9 protein-coding genes are annotated in these 14,255 nt (G+C 63.6%); 3 read left to right on the top strand and 6 right to left on the bottom strand.

Annotated features, from left to right (window positions below):
- Window position 1: 1 nt before the first annotated feature.
- Genes EYF70_RS03095 through EYF70_RS03085 form a run of 3 tightly spaced genes read left to right on the top strand, consistent with a single transcriptional unit; the run spans window position 2 to window position 2,632 of the window.
- Window positions 2-1,492, top strand: coding sequence for a hypothetical protein (locus EYF70_RS03095; protein ID WP_131144090.1), 1,491 nt, complete (start codon window positions 2-4; stop codon window positions 1,490-1,492).
- Window positions 1,482-1,880, top strand: coding sequence for an HAD family hydrolase (locus EYF70_RS03090; RefSeq protein WP_218943751.1), 399 nt, complete (start codon window positions 1,482-1,484; stop codon window positions 1,878-1,880). The genes EYF70_RS03095 and EYF70_RS03090 overlap by 11 nt, the downstream gene beginning before the upstream one ends.
- 11 nt (window positions 1,881-1,891) lie before the next feature.
- Window positions 1,892-2,632, top strand: coding sequence for a glycosyltransferase family 2 protein (locus EYF70_RS03085; protein WP_131144089.1), 741 nt, complete (start codon window positions 1,892-1,894; stop codon window positions 2,630-2,632).
- Between the two features lie 93 nt (window positions 2,633-2,725).
- Here the strand turns inward: EYF70_RS03085 and EYF70_RS03080 are convergent, their stop codons facing one another.
- The 6 genes from EYF70_RS03080 to EYF70_RS03055 form a co-directional block, all read right to left on the bottom strand.
- Entirely contained in the window at window positions 2,726-4,081 is a 1,356-nt protein-coding gene (locus EYF70_RS03080) for a TolC family outer membrane protein (RefSeq protein WP_229420682.1), read from the bottom strand.
- A 5-nt stretch (window positions 4,082-4,086) separates the two neighbouring features.
- Window positions 4,087-5,439 (bottom strand): HlyD family type I secretion periplasmic adaptor subunit, encoded by a 1,353-nt coding sequence (locus EYF70_RS03075; protein ID WP_131144088.1) that lies wholly within the window; start codon window positions 5,437-5,439, stop codon window positions 4,087-4,089.
- A 5-nt stretch (window positions 5,440-5,444) separates the two neighbouring features.
- Window positions 5,445-7,196: a type I secretion system permease/ATPase gene (locus EYF70_RS03070; protein WP_131144087.1), complete on the bottom strand. Its 1,752-nt coding sequence runs from the start codon at window positions 7,194-7,196 to the stop codon at window positions 5,445-5,447.
- 337 nt (window positions 7,197-7,533) lie between these two features.
- Window positions 7,534-8,331, bottom strand: coding sequence for a SapC family protein (locus EYF70_RS03065; RefSeq protein WP_131144086.1), 798 nt, complete (start codon window positions 8,329-8,331; stop codon window positions 7,534-7,536).
- Window positions 8,332-8,429: 98 nt separating this feature from the next.
- Complete coding sequence (locus EYF70_RS03060; RefSeq protein WP_131144085.1) at window positions 8,430-12,149, bottom strand: beta strand repeat-containing protein; 3,720 nt, start codon at window positions 12,147-12,149, stop codon at window positions 8,430-8,432.
- Between the two features lie 626 nt (window positions 12,150-12,775).
- The gene (locus tag EYF70_RS03055) at window positions 12,776-14,161 is read right to left on the bottom strand and encodes a FecR family protein (RefSeq protein ID WP_165497566.1); all 1,386 of its coding nucleotides are present in this window, start codon (window positions 14,159-14,161) and stop codon (window positions 12,776-12,778) included.
- Between the last annotated feature and the right edge of the window lie 94 nt (window positions 14,162-14,255).

The raw sequence follows: 14,255 nt of genomic DNA, 5'->3' as shown, positions 1-14,255 counted from the left end.
CATGCCCTCCCCTTCCCCGACTTTGCCGCCGAATCTGCTGCCGAATTTACTGATTGTTCTCGATGACCGCGAACTGACCGATGGCGAACTGCTTTCGCTGGTCGGGTGCCGCCACTACGGCGACATCATCGTGCGCCGCCAGCCGCTGGCGGATCACTTCCGTGCCGCCCTGCCCGCGTGGGCGCGCCACGCGCTGGTGCACCTGCGCGACGATGGCGACCTGCCCGCCCTGCGCGCCCGGCTGGAAGCCAGCGACGACGAATGCGCCGTGTGCGTGATCGCCGGCCGGGCCGGCTTTCCCGACCCGGACCGCCTGGCCATGCTGGTCGAACGGCTGCCCTACGCGGAAGAGGATTTCACCGACCGGCCCTACAAGCCGCTGCTGCTGTTCCTGCGCCACGCGCACCAGTTGCTGGAATACTGGCCGGCGTTCGCGGCCGGCCCCGTGCATGGCTGGGAACAGGGCTGGCGCGACGCGCAACGCGTGCAATCGCTGCAGCCGCTGGACATCTCGACCATGCGCGGCTTCCTGTCGCTGACCACCGGCGCGACGGCCGCGCGCCACTTCAACCAGGTCGATATCGACACGTATTTCTATACCAAGAGCTCGACCGACCAGGCCAAGATGAAGGCCGAGTACCTGTTCCATTCGCTGGTGCCGGAAGAGATGCGGCCCTGGTTGATCCAGCCCTTCGGCTACGAGGAAGGCAACGGCCGCGCCTCGTACCGGATGATGCGCTACTACCTGGCCGACGTGGCCCTGCAGTGGGTACATGATGCCTTCGACGCGGAAAGCTTCCAGGCCTTCGTGGAACGGCTGCTGTTCTTCATCGCCAGCCGGCCGCGCCAGCCCTGTTCCGCCGCCGAGTCGGCGCAGGCCGCGCGCAGCCTGTTCGTCGATAAGGTGGAGCAGCGCGCCAGGCAATTCCTCGCCATGCCGGAAGGCCGCCGCATCGACGCGCTGGCCGCCGCGGGCACGCCGGAGCTGGCGCTGGAACGCCAGCTGGAACGCTACCTGCGGCTGTACCGCAAGCATGAGCGCCAGTTCCAGTGCGACCACATGGCCATCGGCCACGGCGACCCGTGCTTCTCCAACGTGCTGTACGACCAGCAGCGCTACCTGATGAAGCTGATCGACCCGAAGGGCGCGCTCAGCGCCGGCGAGTTGTGGACCCACCCGATGTATGACCTGTGCAAGATCTCGCACAGCGTGCTGGGCGACTATGATTTCATCAACAACAGCCAGTACCGGGTCGGCTTCACGGACGACAACGCGTTGCGCCTGCACCTCAACCTGGGCGGCCAGACCGCGCTGAAGCCGCTCTTCACCCGCCACTTGCGCACGCAGGGCTACGACCCGCGCATCGTGCGGCTGGGCGAGGCTTCGCTGTTCCTGTCCATGCTGCCGCTGCATATCGATGTACCGAATAAAGTGCTGGCCTTCCTGCTGAAGGCGCACGCGATCCTGAACGAGGTGGAACATGACGACTGAAATTTCCCACGATGACGCGATGCTGGTGGTCGACATCGACGGCACCCTTTGCGACATCAAGACGGCCGATCAATCCTATGCGGACCTGGTGCCGCGGGCCGACATGCTGGCCAAGCTGCGCGAATACCAGCAACGGGGCTACCGCATCATGCTGTACACGTCGCGCAACATGAAGACGCACAACCATAACCTGGGCCTGATCAACAAGCACACCGCCCCCGTGCTGCTCGACTGGCTGGCCCGCTGGGACGTGCCGTACGACGAAATCCTGTTCGGCAAGCCCTGGCCGCGCACCAAGGGGTTCTACATCGACGACCGGGCCGTCCGTCCCGATGAATTCCTGCGCCTGTCCGAGCAGGAAATCCACCAGTTGCTGGGCCACGAGTGAGGCCGGTACCGATGCAGAACATTGTCATCACGATGGCGGGCCGCGGCTCGCGCTTCTACGACGCCGGCTACACGGTGCCGAAATACGAGATCATGGCGCACGGGCGCAGCCTGTTCGACTGGTCGATGCTGTCGCTCCAGCAGTTCCTGGAACAGCCGGCGCGGCTGATCTTCGTCTGCCTGAAGGAGAACGATTCGGGCGCCTACGTGCGCGAACGCTGCGCGGCCCTGGGCCTGGCGGACGTGCATGTGCTGGAACTCGACGCGGTGACGGATGGCCAGGCCACCAGCGCCTGGCTGTCGCGCGCCCTGTGGCAGGCCGATGCGCCGCTGCTGATCTACAACATCGACACCTATGTGGAACCGCGCGCGCTGGCGCCGGCCGATATCCGCCCGGGATCGGATGGCTGGGTACCCTGCTTCCAGGTGCCGGGCGATCACTGGAGCTTCGTGCGGCTCGGCGAGGATGGCTGGGCCACCGACCTGGCCGAGAAGGAGCGCATCTCGGACTTCGCCTCGATCGGCCTGTACTGGTTCGCCCGCGCGGCCGACTATGCCAGCGCCTACGAGCGCTTCTTTGCCGATCCGGCCAACCTGGTGCGGGGCGAACGCTATGTCGCGCCTCTCTACAAGCAGTTGCTGCGCGACGGCGGGCGCATCTCGATCGCCGACCTCGATCCGGCCACGGTGCACGTGCTGGGCACGCCAGCGGAGCTGCAGGCGTTCCTGGAGCGGTCGCCGGAAGGGCAGTAAGCGGGCAATTCGAGGCGGGTACTGTCCGCCTTTCGAAAAAAATGCCGGCATTGCGCCGGCATTTTGTTTTCAGATCGGGTATTCCCGGCGAGCTTACTGCTGCTTGCGGAAGAACCCCGCCACCTGCTCGATATCGGACCGGCTCAGCACGCCCGCCGCATTGCGCAGGCGCAGCGTGGCCAGCAGGTAGGTGTAGCGCGCCTGGGCCAGGTCGCGCTGCGAGGTGGTCAGCTGCTGCTGGGCGGTCAGCAGGTCGAGGTTGATGCGTTCGCCGCCCTTGATGCTTTGCGTGGTGGCGTTGAGCAGCGCATGCCCCGAGCTGACGGCGTTGTTCAGCGCTTCGATGCGCGTGACGCTGCTGACGACCTGGCTGTGCGCCTTGCGCAGTTCCACCAGCACCTTGTCGGTGCGCACTTCGAGGTCGGCCTTGGCGCGCTCGAAGCCCGCCACCGCCTGGCGGCCCTGCGCGGACACGGCGCCGCCGGAATACAGTGGCACGGTCAGCTGCACGCCGATCGCCTTGTTGTTGGTGTCCTGGTTCAGCGTGTTGATGGTTTCCGAATCGGCCTTGCTGTAGGAAGCCACCAGGTCGAGGCGCGGCAGGTGGCCGGCGCGCGCCTTGTTGATTTCCTGGCGCGATACCTCGGTGGCCAGCTTGCCCGCCTTGACGTCGGCATTGTTCTGCAAGGCGATGGCCTTCCAGTCCTCGTAGGTGGCGGGGCTCAGCGGCAGGAAGCGGAAGTCCGCGTTCAGTTCGTCGAGGTTGCCCACCTCCGTGCCAACGATCTCTTCGAGCGTATTGCGCATGATCGTGACCTGGTCTTCGGCCTCCAGCACGGCGGCCTGCGCCACGTCCAGGCGCGCCTGGGTTTCCAGCATGTCCGTGCGGGTCCCCTGGCCGGCCTGGAACATGCGGCGGTTGACGGTGCTCTGTTCGGCATACATGTCGCGCTGGGCCTTGGCCAGGCGCAGCTGGTCGCGCGCCAGCAGCGCATCGAAATAGGCGCCGGCCACGCGGATCGCCACTTCGCCGGTGCGCACGTCGAAGATCGCCTCGCTCATCTCGGACTGCGCCTTGCCCTGCTTGTAGCGGGCCAGGCCATCCATGTTGATCAGCGGCTGGCGCAGCGAGATCGAATGGGACTTGCTGAGGTAGCGCGGGTTGTCGGTGGTTTCGCGCCCGTTCGGCTGGCGGATCGTGCGGTCCAGCAAGTTGCGGTTCACCGACGAGTTGGCGGACACCGACGGCAGCAGGGCCGAACGGCCCAGCACGCGGTTTTCCTTGCCGGACTCGTTCTCGTAGAAGGCCACCCGGTAAGTGGGATCGTTGCGCAACGCGGCATCGTAGGCATCCTGGAACGACAGCGCATGGGCGCCACCGGCACAGGCCAGCAGCGCGGCGCCGGCCAGCAGTTTCAGGTTCAGTTTCGAATGAAAGATTCGGCTCACGCTCATCATTCCTCGCTCATCGACAACTTGGCACGGTCCGTCAGCGGCTTGAGCAGGTAGCTCATCATCGAGCGCTCGCCCGTCTTCACGAACAGGTCCACCGGCATGCCCGGCTGGACCACCAGCTTTTTCTCGGCGATCAGCTTCTGGCCTTCCGGCGTGACCTTGGCGCGCACCTTGTAGTACGGCTGGCCGGTGTGTTCATCGACGGTGCGGTCAGCCGACACGTTGATCACTTCGCCAGGGAGATGCGGCGTCTTGGTGGTGTTGAACGCGGAGAAGATCAGCTCCACCGGCAGGCCGGCATGCACCTTGTCGACCAGGTTGACCGGCAGCTGCCCTTCCACCACCATGGCGTCGCCGCTCGGCACGATATCCATCATGCGGAAACCCGAGGCCACCACGCCGCCTTCGGTGAACACGGCGAGGTTGACGACGATGCCGCTGACCGGCGCCTTCACCTCGACATTGCGCAGCTCGTAGTCGTTGGCCGCCAGGCGGGCGCCCTGCGCATCGGCTTCGCGCTGGATGTTCGACAGTTCGGTGCGCACTTCCTTCTGGTAGTCCTGGCGGCGCTGGATGGCGCGCAGGCGGTATTCCATGATCTGGCTCTGGTAGCGGCCGATGTTGCCGTCGTCTTCGGAAATCTGGCCGCCGACCTGGATGTACATGCGCTCCAGTTCCAGCAAGCGATTGCGCGCCACGAAGCCTTCCTTGGCCAGGTCGCGCATGCCCACCAGCTGTTCCTGGATCGACGCGAGCTGGGCTTTCTTGCTCTTGCGTGCTTCCTGCAGGCCGTTGACCTGCGCCTGCAGGCCGCGGATGGTTTCCTCGATGGCGCTCAGCTCACTGTTCAGGCTGCCCTGGCGGGAGGTGAACAGCTGCCGCTGCACTTCCATGTTGGTCGCGGCGCGCAGATCGCTGGCGTTGTCGAGCAGGTCTTTCGGGTAGGTGATGGACTTGGCGCCGTCGCGCTCGGCAAGCAGGCGTGCCTCGGCGGCGCGCGCCGCGTAGTACTGCGTACGCGTGGTTTCGGCCTGGGACTTGACCTGCACTTCGTTCATGCGCACCAGCACCTGCCCTTCCTTGACCACGTCGCCGTCCTTGACGAGGATTTCCTGCACGACGCCGCCGGTCAGGTGCTGCACCGCCTTGCGGTTCGATTCCTTGGCGACGTAGCCGGACATCGGCACGCCCCGGTCCAGGGGCGCGAAGATCGCCCACAGCAAAAAGCCGCCGAAGCCGATCAGCACGACCAGCCAGCCGATCCGGCTGAACGAGCGCGCGTCGGTATCCACCTCGAGCGGAGTCACATCATGAGCGACGACGTCGCTCGCGTTCTTGGTAATGAGTTTCATGCTGTTCAAACGGTAGAGGTTGTCGGTTGCGCCGGAGCCGCCGCCAGGCGGTTCTGCGCCGCCTGCTTCTGGTTCGCCTCGTTCAGCGAGGCGATGACCTGGCTGGTCGGGCCGAACGACTGGGCCATGCCGTCGCGCAGCAGCAGCAGCTTGTTCGTCACGCTCAGCACGCTGGTGCGGTGGGTGACCAGCACGATGGTCTTGCCGTGCTGCCGCAGGTCGTTGATGGCCGTCACCAGGGCCGCTTCGCCCACGTCGTCCAGGTTCGAGTTGGGTTCATCGAGCACGATCAGCGACGGGTCGCCATACATCGCACGTGCCAGGCCCAGCCGCTGGCGCTGGCCGCCGGACAAACCGGCGCCGGCTTCGCCCAGCACGGTATCGTAGCCTTTCGGCAGGTGCAGGATCATGTCGTGGACACCGGCGCGCTTGGCCGCTTCCACCACCTTGGCCGGGTCGACTTCGCCGAAGCGGGCGATATTGTCGCTGACGGTGCCGCCGAACAGTTCCACGTCCTGCGGCAGGTAGCCGATATGCGGGCCCAGCTCACCCTTGTTCCAGGTGTAGATGTCGGCGCCATCGAGGCGAACCTTGCCCATGGCGGCAGGCCACACGCCCACCAGCAGGCGCGCCAGGGTCGACTTGCCGGAGCCGCTGGCGCCGATGATGCCCACCACGTCGCCGGCCATGATGGCGAACGACAGGTTCTTGATCACCGCAACCTGCGAACCCGGCGGCGCGGCGGTCACCGCTTCGACCGTCACGCTGCCCGCCGGCTTGGGCAGCGGCATGCCGGCCGGGCGTTCCGGATTGTCTTCCAGCAGCTTCAACAGGCGGGTGTACGCGCTGCGGGTGCTGCTCCAGCTCTTCCACACGCCGATCACCTGCTGCACCGGCGCCAGCGCGCGGCCCACCAGGATCGACGCGGCGATCATCATGCCGGGCGTGATGTGGTTTTCCAGCACGAGCAGCGCGCCCATGCCGAGGATCAGCGACTGCAGCGACGACTGGAAGAACTTGGTGATCGAGCCGATGACGCCGGCCTTCTGGCTGGCGTCGGCCTGCAGCATCAGGAACTTGCCATGCAGCTTGAACCAGCGGTCCATCAGGCTCGGCAGCATGCCCATCGATTCGATGACTTCGGCATTGCGCAGGTTGTTCGAGGCCAGGTTGTTGGCGGCGATCGACGTGGTGCCGGCTTCTTCCAGCGGCTTGCGAGTGACGCGTTCGTTCACGTAGGCCAGCGTGATCAGGATGGCGGTACCGCACAGCGCGAACAGGCCCAGCTGCCAGTCGAACAGGAAGATCACGATCAGGTAGATGGGGAACCACGGCGCGTCGAAGAAGGCAAACAGCGCATTACCGGTGAGGAACTGGCGCAGCGTGGTCAGGTCCATCAGGGCCTGGGAGGGATTGCCGCCCGAGCGGCGCAGGTTCTGTTCGAACGAGGCCGTGTAGACACGCTTGTTCAGCGTCATGTCGAACTTCGCGCCCACGCGGATCAGCACGAAGCTGCGCACGATTTCCAGGCCGGCCACCAGTGCGAACGCACCCAGCATCAGCAAGGTCAGCATCAGCAGCGTGATTTCGTTGCGGCTCGACAGCACGCGGTCGTAGACCTGCAACATGTAGATGGACGGGACCAGCATCAGCAGGTTGCTGATGGCGCTGAAGGTGCCGACGGTGAAGAAGGTGGACTTGAATTGCGCAAGGACCCGTTCGATCTCGTTCTTGGCACTGGGTAGTTTGATTTTCATTGGCGTGGGGACGATGCGACGAAAGACTGGCTTGTAAGCGACAAGCAATATTGCCGCGGTTTTACAGATCGCACATTATCGCTTAAAACATGTAAAAAATGTGACCTGTATCACAAATTTTCGGGGATATCGTCGCTACCGACATGCAAGCCGTTGTTTGTCGGTAAGGAAGAAGGTCATTGGAACCGGCCCCATCGGTGTGGATGCAGTCGGTACCGCGAAGGCGGTACGGGTGGCTGCACGGCGTGGGCTGCACGATGCAGGCTGCACGATGCGGGCTGCACGATGCGGGCCAGGTCACGCGCGGCATTGCTGCCGCTGCGTGCGAAAGGCCGGGTCAGCGCAGGCCGGCAAAGCTGATCGTATCACCCATTTGCGCCGCGGCCTGCTCCGCAGGGGCTTGCGCGGCCGCCGGCTTGCGATCGTTCGACTGCATCAGGGGACCATCCTGCAAGTTGACCATCGACAATAAGTGGGCATACACCAGTCGCATTGCACCTGATTTCACCAGTTCCTGCAAGGTTTCAGGTGCGCATTCCGCCAGCTTTTGCGTATCGACCATCCGCAGGCCTTCCAGCGCGAACGGCTTGCCGTTCTTGGGCTGGCCCTTCAGCGAGCGCTCGACCAGCAGGCCGGCCGCATCGATCTGCTGGACGAGCTTTTCCGTGGCCACCGTGTCGCGCTGCAGCGTCATCAGCAGTTTCTGCACGCCTTGCAGCAGCGCGGTTGGTTCGCCGGCCGGATTGAACAGCGGCGCCCCTGCCAGCCCGGCCAGGTGCGGTGCCGCGCTGTCGAACATCACGGTAAAGGCCCGTTCGCCGCCCTCGCCTCCCGGCGTGGCACTGTCGGACAGCATGAACGGATAGCGGCGCACATGGACGGGGATGTAGCGCGCGGTCCACACGCCGTCGGGCGTGACATAGGCGTTCACGTCCTGCCGTACGCCGAGCAGGGCCATCGGCAAGCCGTTGGCGGACCGGCTGAACACGATCGGGTAATCGCGGGCTACCTGGGCCACTTCGCCAGCCATGATGGGACATACCATCAGGCCGGCGGCAAAATGATAGGGCTGGTCCGGCGCCAGGCGCAGCGCGCGGTGCTGGATACGGTCCAGTGCTTTGAGTTCCTTGAACATGGTGGCTCCTCGAGTTGTTGTCCTGCAAATGAAAAAAGGCTGCGCCCGGGGGCACAGCCTTTGCAGGGAACCGGAGTTCCCTGGTTTTACGCTACAACTTAAGCGAAGCGGAAGTTTTCGTTCGACAGATCGGCTGGAGCCACGGCGTTCAGGATGATCTGGAAGTCCAGATTGTCGTTCGAGGTCACCACGGTGTTGCCGGCGCCGTCATCAGCGATGTTCAGATCGGCCAGGCCTTCCACGCCCAGAGCCGACAGGTCCAGGATCGACAGGGTCTGCAGATCGGTCACGCCGAAGGCGTCGAAGCCGGTGATGATCCAGTCTTCGGTGTCGGCAACTGCGTCGACCGTGAACTTGAACGTCGTGATGTGGCTGTCGGTACCAGCGGTCGTTTCGGTGAAGTCCAGACCGTAGCCGTTGACCGTCACGATGGTGTTGCGGTCCACGCTGTCAGCCAGGGCCACGTCGATGACGTCCAGGGCTGCCGTTACGCGGCCAACGAAGCCACCGAAGTTGATGTCGCTCAGCACGTTGGTCACGGTACCCAGGTCCACGCTGTCAACACCACCGGCATCGCCTGCTGCGCCTTGATCGCCACCGCCGGTGACAACCAGGGAACGAGCGTACACGGAATCGGCTTCGTACGCGCCATCTTCACGCTGACGGCCGTCCTGGTCCAGCAGGTCGAAGTCGAAGGTGTAGGCTTCGTCCACGGTACCAGCGCTGCCCAGGTCCAGCGAGATCGTGCGGTAGTTCTGCACGCGGATTTCGGCGACGCCGAACGCGGTGTCCACGTCGGTGTCGACAGCGGTATCCAGGTCACGGAACTGCAGGTTCAGGCTGTTGGCCGACGATTCGCCTTCAGCGGAGAACGTCAGGTTGTCGCCAGCAACGTCGCCCTGCACGTCGGTGTTGATGCGGATCGGCTCTTGGCCGTTCAGCTCGATCAGTTCCAGATCGCCGGTCGTGCTTTCGATGTCGTACAGCGTGACACCGGAAACATTGGTTGCGTCGAACTCGCCGTCAGCCGTCACGAAACGCACGGTTTCGAATGCCGAGATGCCGGTGTTTTCGCTGGTGTCCAGAGCGCCGCCGGTGAAGGTCACGCGGTCAGCCGTGCCAGCCGTGCCGGTCAGGGTCACGGTTTCGCCGCCGGTCAGGTCAACTGCGGTCACCAGGCCGGAAGCCAGCGACAGGTCCAGGTCGCCGGTCAGGGCGGCACCCGTCACCACCAGGTCACCGATGCTGTTGACGTTCGACGCGTCGAAGTTGGCAGCGTCGGTGATGGCCAGCGTCAGGTTCTGCGTGCCGGTCAGGTTGAACGTGTTGACCAGTTTCGCATCGACGTCGCCGATGAAGTTGGCCGTGTCACGGGCACCGTTCGACACGATGTTCAGCGTGCGGACAGCGCTCAGGTTGTTGGCGGCAGCTGCATCGACCAGCAGGCGGTTGACCGTCAGTTCGCCGGTCGAACGTGCGGTGTTCGACAGGGTCACGGTCAGTGCGGCACCTTCGGCGCCCAGCACGTGCACTTCGCCGAAGGCCTGGTCTGCGTTGCTCTGCAGAGCTTGACGGGTCTGGTTCTTGCCCGAGATTTCCACAGCGGCAGCCGTTTCCAGATCGGTGAAGACCGTGTTGACCACGCCTTCGGTAGCAACGACAGCGCGCGTCACGCCGACCATGCTGGTGAAGTCATGTTCGGTGTTCGTCGTGGCTTCGACTTCGTACGTGGCGAAGTTGGTGAAGCCTTCGAAGGTGTTCTGAGCGTTGGTGCCATGGCTGCGTGCAACAGCGATGGTGTTGCTGCCCGTGCCGCCGTCAACGACGACGTTGCTTGCCGTTTCCACGGAGATGTTCAGGCGGTCGTCGCCGGCGCCCAGCTTGGCATCCAGTGCGAAGTCGGAATCTTCCGACAGGGCATCGTCAACAACGATCGTGTAGTTGTCGGCGCCAGCACCACCTTCGTAGGTGAACTGCACTTCGCCCGAAGCAGCGGCCAGGTAGCGATCGACGCTTTCGCCGGTCAGGACCACGCCGATGTTCAGCTTGCCTTCGAAGCCCTTGTTCAGCACTTGACGCACATCGGTCAGGCCGGCGACGACGCGCTCGTCCAGACGATCCGTGTCGCTACCGACAGCCAGGTTGCCCTTGGCGCCGATGCTGGTCAGGTTGACGGTTTCCAGGTGACGGTCGCCGGCGCCGAAATCTTCGCGCGATTCAGCGGCGGTCAGCCAGCTGCTGCGGTCGACGGACACGTTGAAGGTTGCCACGCCGCCATCAGCCATCGAGCCGATATCCAGCGAGCCACCCTGGGCGGTACGGCCCACGGCATCCAGCACCACGTCGGTTTCGATCGGCAGGTCGGTTTGCACTGCTGCGCCGACTTGCTGGTTCCATGCCAGGTTACCGCCCGAAGGAACAATGTTGTCCACCCAGGTGTAGCCCACGGCTTCGAACGAGCGGCCTTGCGCGTCGGTCAGCGTGATGGTGTTGTTGGCGTTCACTGCGGCGGTCACGCCAGCCAGAGCGGCGTTGGCGGTCAGGGCTGCTTCCAGAGCGGCTTCGAATTCAACGTAGGTCTTGGCGTTGCCGATGGCTTCGGACGTCACCGTGAACTGCACGCCACCCAGCTTGAAGACCACGCCGTTGACCGGGAAGTTGGCCAGTTGAGCGGTCGGGTTGGCGTTGTCCACCAGGGTCAGCGTCAGGGTCGAATCGCCGGCGCTGCTGCGGCCGTCGGCCAGTTGTGCCGGGTCGAAGTACACGTTCAGGCCAGCGGCCGGGTCGGTCTGGCGCATGCCGAAGGTCAGTTCTTCCGGCAGTTGGCGCACGTCTTCGATCTGCAGGCCGGTACGGCTGTTGTCGGACCAGTACTGGGTCACGCCAGCCATCAGTTCAGCGTCGATGTTGGAGCCGTTCACGCCGCCTTCGGTGAAGTACTGCGAACGGAAGTTCACGACTTCAACGCCGTTGGTGATCGCGGAGATTGCCGGAGCCTGGCCAACGCCACCGTCCGTACCTTGCGGGTTGGTCAGCACTGCGTTCAGCGTGTCCACGCCTGCGCCGCCCTGGATCGAGTCGCCGGTTTCCAGCGTGTTGACCAGTTCACCGTTCTGGTTCTGCACGACCGGTGCCGCGAACACGTTGTCTTGTGCGTTGCCGGAGACCTTGTCGATGCCGTCGGTCAGCGTGAACGACGTGTTGCCGCCGTCGGTGCCTTCAACCAGCTGTTCCAGCACGGTGTTGATCTGGGTCTGGGTGTTGGCCGGGGTCGACGCGCCGGTCACCGTTGCCATCAGGTCACGGGCAGCTTCGATCGCTGCGGCGCCCTGGTAGGCTTCGAATTCGTCGGCGGTGTCGATCGAGGTGGTGAAGGCGCCGGCGACAGCGACTTTAGCCTTGATCAGAGCGGCGTCAGCCTTGCCCTGGTCGGTGGTGTTGCTTGCGGTTGCGTCAGCGATGGCCAGCGATGCGTCAGCGCGGCTCAGGCCGCCGCCTTCGATTGCGTTGACCCAGAACTTCAGGCCGTCCGTGTCAGGAGCACGGTTCAGCAGGTTTTCATAGATTGCGCGAACGAACGACAGGGTCGAGCCCGTGCCGTACAGGTCGGCCGACTCTTGCGAGCCGCTGAAGGTGTTGACCAGGGCTTTGATACCTGCGTTGTCACGTGCCGCAACGTTCAGTTCTGCCAGCGTGGTCGGCGCGCCCAGGGCTTCCAGTTGCTTGGAGAAGTTGTCCAGGCCGATCGGGTCAGCAGGACGGCCGAAGTACGATACGTAGAGGGTTTGTACGAGCGGGTAGTAATCGGCAACAGCCATGATTCTTCCTTTTAAAGGTAAACAAAATTTAACCAGGTTTCCTGCGTTCTGAACCGGGACTTGCCCGGGGCCATCAGCGGAACTTGGAGTATATTGCCACAACCTCACCCCGGCGTTGTGACGACCATCACAAAGTTCGAGCTTTTCACAATATTTCTCGATGAAGGTCGAGACTTTGATCAAACTTTTGTTTGCGCATTCGCATCACCACGCTTGAATAAGGAGGCGCGCGAGATTATATGCGAGTTGTTGAATCGTGTTGGGTTTGTGTTACAAAGATTAAATAATTCAACCATGGCGGCTGTGCATTATTAGCGTGACAGCAACACCGACACGGTATGCGGAGCGTCTGGCGGGTGTTTTTTTCATGCCTGCCGTGGTGCGTCGGCCTGGTCATCACTGCTGTCGCCGTAATTTCGCGGCCATGGCGTGGCACATCAGGCTGCATCGTCCAGTACATGGCCAGTTGGCTCACGCCCATGCCCGCAGCCGCACAGCGCCGCCCTATCGCTGCAAGCCATTGCTCGGGAAGCCCGTCGTTCAATTCCTGCGCGCAAAAAAAATGCCCCGCTTGGCGGGGCATTCCGGACGGCTGTAATGCCTTGCCGGCAGGGCCGGCGATGGCCTCAGCGCTTCTTGTTCCAGGTCGTGATGCCTTGCGCACGAACGTCGGCATCATCCGGCGTCTTGAACGAATAAACCGCCTCGTTGGCGTTGGTACCGCCAAGCACTCCGCGCACCGTCATGCCCGGCGACATGAATGAATTGACCATCGTGCCCGTCTTGGTAATGTCGCCATACGAAGAAAGATTCGCTTGCCCCTGGGCATTTACAACGGAAATCGCCGTTGTATATGTCCTTTTTGCAAAGTCGATATTCAAGCTGCCATTCTCGACCTTCGCAGGCTGGAACGTGCCGCCTTTCGCGGCCAGCACGGCTTCGCCGCCGGTCAGCGCGAATCCGGCCGTGCCCTCGCGCGGCAGCACGAAGGCCGAATTGTCCGGCCGGGCAATCAGGTACGGGCCCAGCAGCACCTGCACCTTGGTGCCTTCCGCATTGATCCTGGCCACCTGCTCGCGCGAGATGCCATTGCCGGCCGCCGGCTGCCAGCGCCCCCACATCACTTCCGATTTCACCAGCGGAGCCGGCTCGGGCTCGACCACCACGAGGGGTGGATCCTGGGGGAAACTCGGCAGCGCCGGCACATTGGTTCCGCCACCGGTACCCGGATCGGGCGAAACATTGTTGGTCGACTTCATGTCGGTGATAGGCTTGACGTTGACCGGTTCCAGGTTGATCACTTCCAGCACGGCGGGATTCACCTTGGCCTGGTTGATGGCGACCTTGCCGACAGGTTCGTCGTTACGCGGCGGCGTGCTCAACTCCGGTGCAACGGTTCCTCCCTGCAGCAATTGCGGCACGGACTGGCCGCGCTGGATCTGCAGCATCGTATCGGCACGGCCGCCGAACAGTTCGCGGCTGGTCACGCCTTCGCAGGGGCCGCCGCCTTCCGGACCGCAAGTGCCGCTGAAGCCGCTCATCACCACGCCGCCGGACACCACGGATACCCAGGAAGTCTGCTGGTTGGTATAGACAATGAAATCGGTACCGCGCACGCCGATGGCGGCGACCGGCGTATTGAGGCGGAAATTATTACGGGCCCGCTTGACCCCCTTGCCCGAAATGCTGCGCGCCACGCCCTGCAGCAATTCCAGCTTGACGCGGGTATTGGCCGGATTGGCTTCGTCGATCTGGTAAGCCACCACGCGCGCCTTGCTGTTGGGGCGCAGGATCAGGAAACCCTCGTCGACGGTCTTCACATAGACGTAGCCATCGGCGCCGGTGCTGATCTCGTCGCCTTCTTCCACCGCCTGCTCCACGGTGACGGCCTTGTCGGCCAGCTGCGCCGCGCCGGTGACGAAGACGACCTTGCCCGCCTGGGCGCCGAACGCCAGCGCAGGCAACAGCGAGATGCTCGACAAGCCGACAGTTAACAATAATGCTCGTAACATAGATTTCTCCTCAAGCCGCATTTTCCGCCAGCGGGAGGTAGAATGAGTGTGATATGCATCACATGGTAATACGCTGTTACAAAGTATCCAACTG

The sequence above is a fragment of the Pseudoduganella albidiflava genome (assembly GCF_004322755.1).
Lineage (GTDB): Bacteria > Pseudomonadota > Gammaproteobacteria > Burkholderiales > Burkholderiaceae_D > Rugamonas > Rugamonas albidiflava.
The sequence above is the reverse complement of the archived record's forward strand: the minus strand, read 5'-3'. Positions and strand labels throughout refer to the sequence as shown.

What these genes read in the sequence shown, in the direction of transcription:
- EYF70_RS03095 (WP_131144090.1), top strand. Translation starts at nt 2, where the DNA reads ATGCCCTCCCCTTCCCCGACTTTGCCGCCGAATCTGCTGCCGAATTTA.
- EYF70_RS03090 (WP_218943751.1), top strand. Translation starts at nt 1,482, where the DNA reads ATGACGACTGAAATTTCCCACGATGACGCGATGCTGGTGGTCGACATC.
- EYF70_RS03085 (WP_131144089.1), top strand. Translation starts at nt 1,892, where the DNA reads ATGCAGAACATTGTCATCACGATGGCGGGCCGCGGCTCGCGCTTCTAC.
- EYF70_RS03075 (WP_131144088.1), bottom strand. Translation starts at nt 5,439, where the DNA reads ATGAAACTCATTACCAAGAACGCGAGCGACGTCGTCGCTCATGATGTG.
- EYF70_RS03070 (WP_131144087.1), bottom strand. Translation starts at nt 7,196, where the DNA reads ATGAAAATCAAACTACCCAGTGCCAAGAACGAGATCGAACGGGTCCTT.
- EYF70_RS03065 (WP_131144086.1), bottom strand. Translation starts at nt 8,331, where the DNA reads ATGTTCAAGGAACTCAAAGCACTGGACCGTATCCAGCACCGCGCGCTG.
- EYF70_RS03060 (WP_131144085.1), bottom strand. Translation starts at nt 12,149, where the DNA reads ATGGCTGTTGCCGATTACTACCCGCTCGTACAAACCCTCTACGTATCG.
- EYF70_RS03055 (WP_165497566.1), bottom strand. Translation starts at nt 14,161, where the DNA reads ATGTTACGAGCATTATTGTTAACTGTCGGCTTGTCGAGCATCTCGCTG.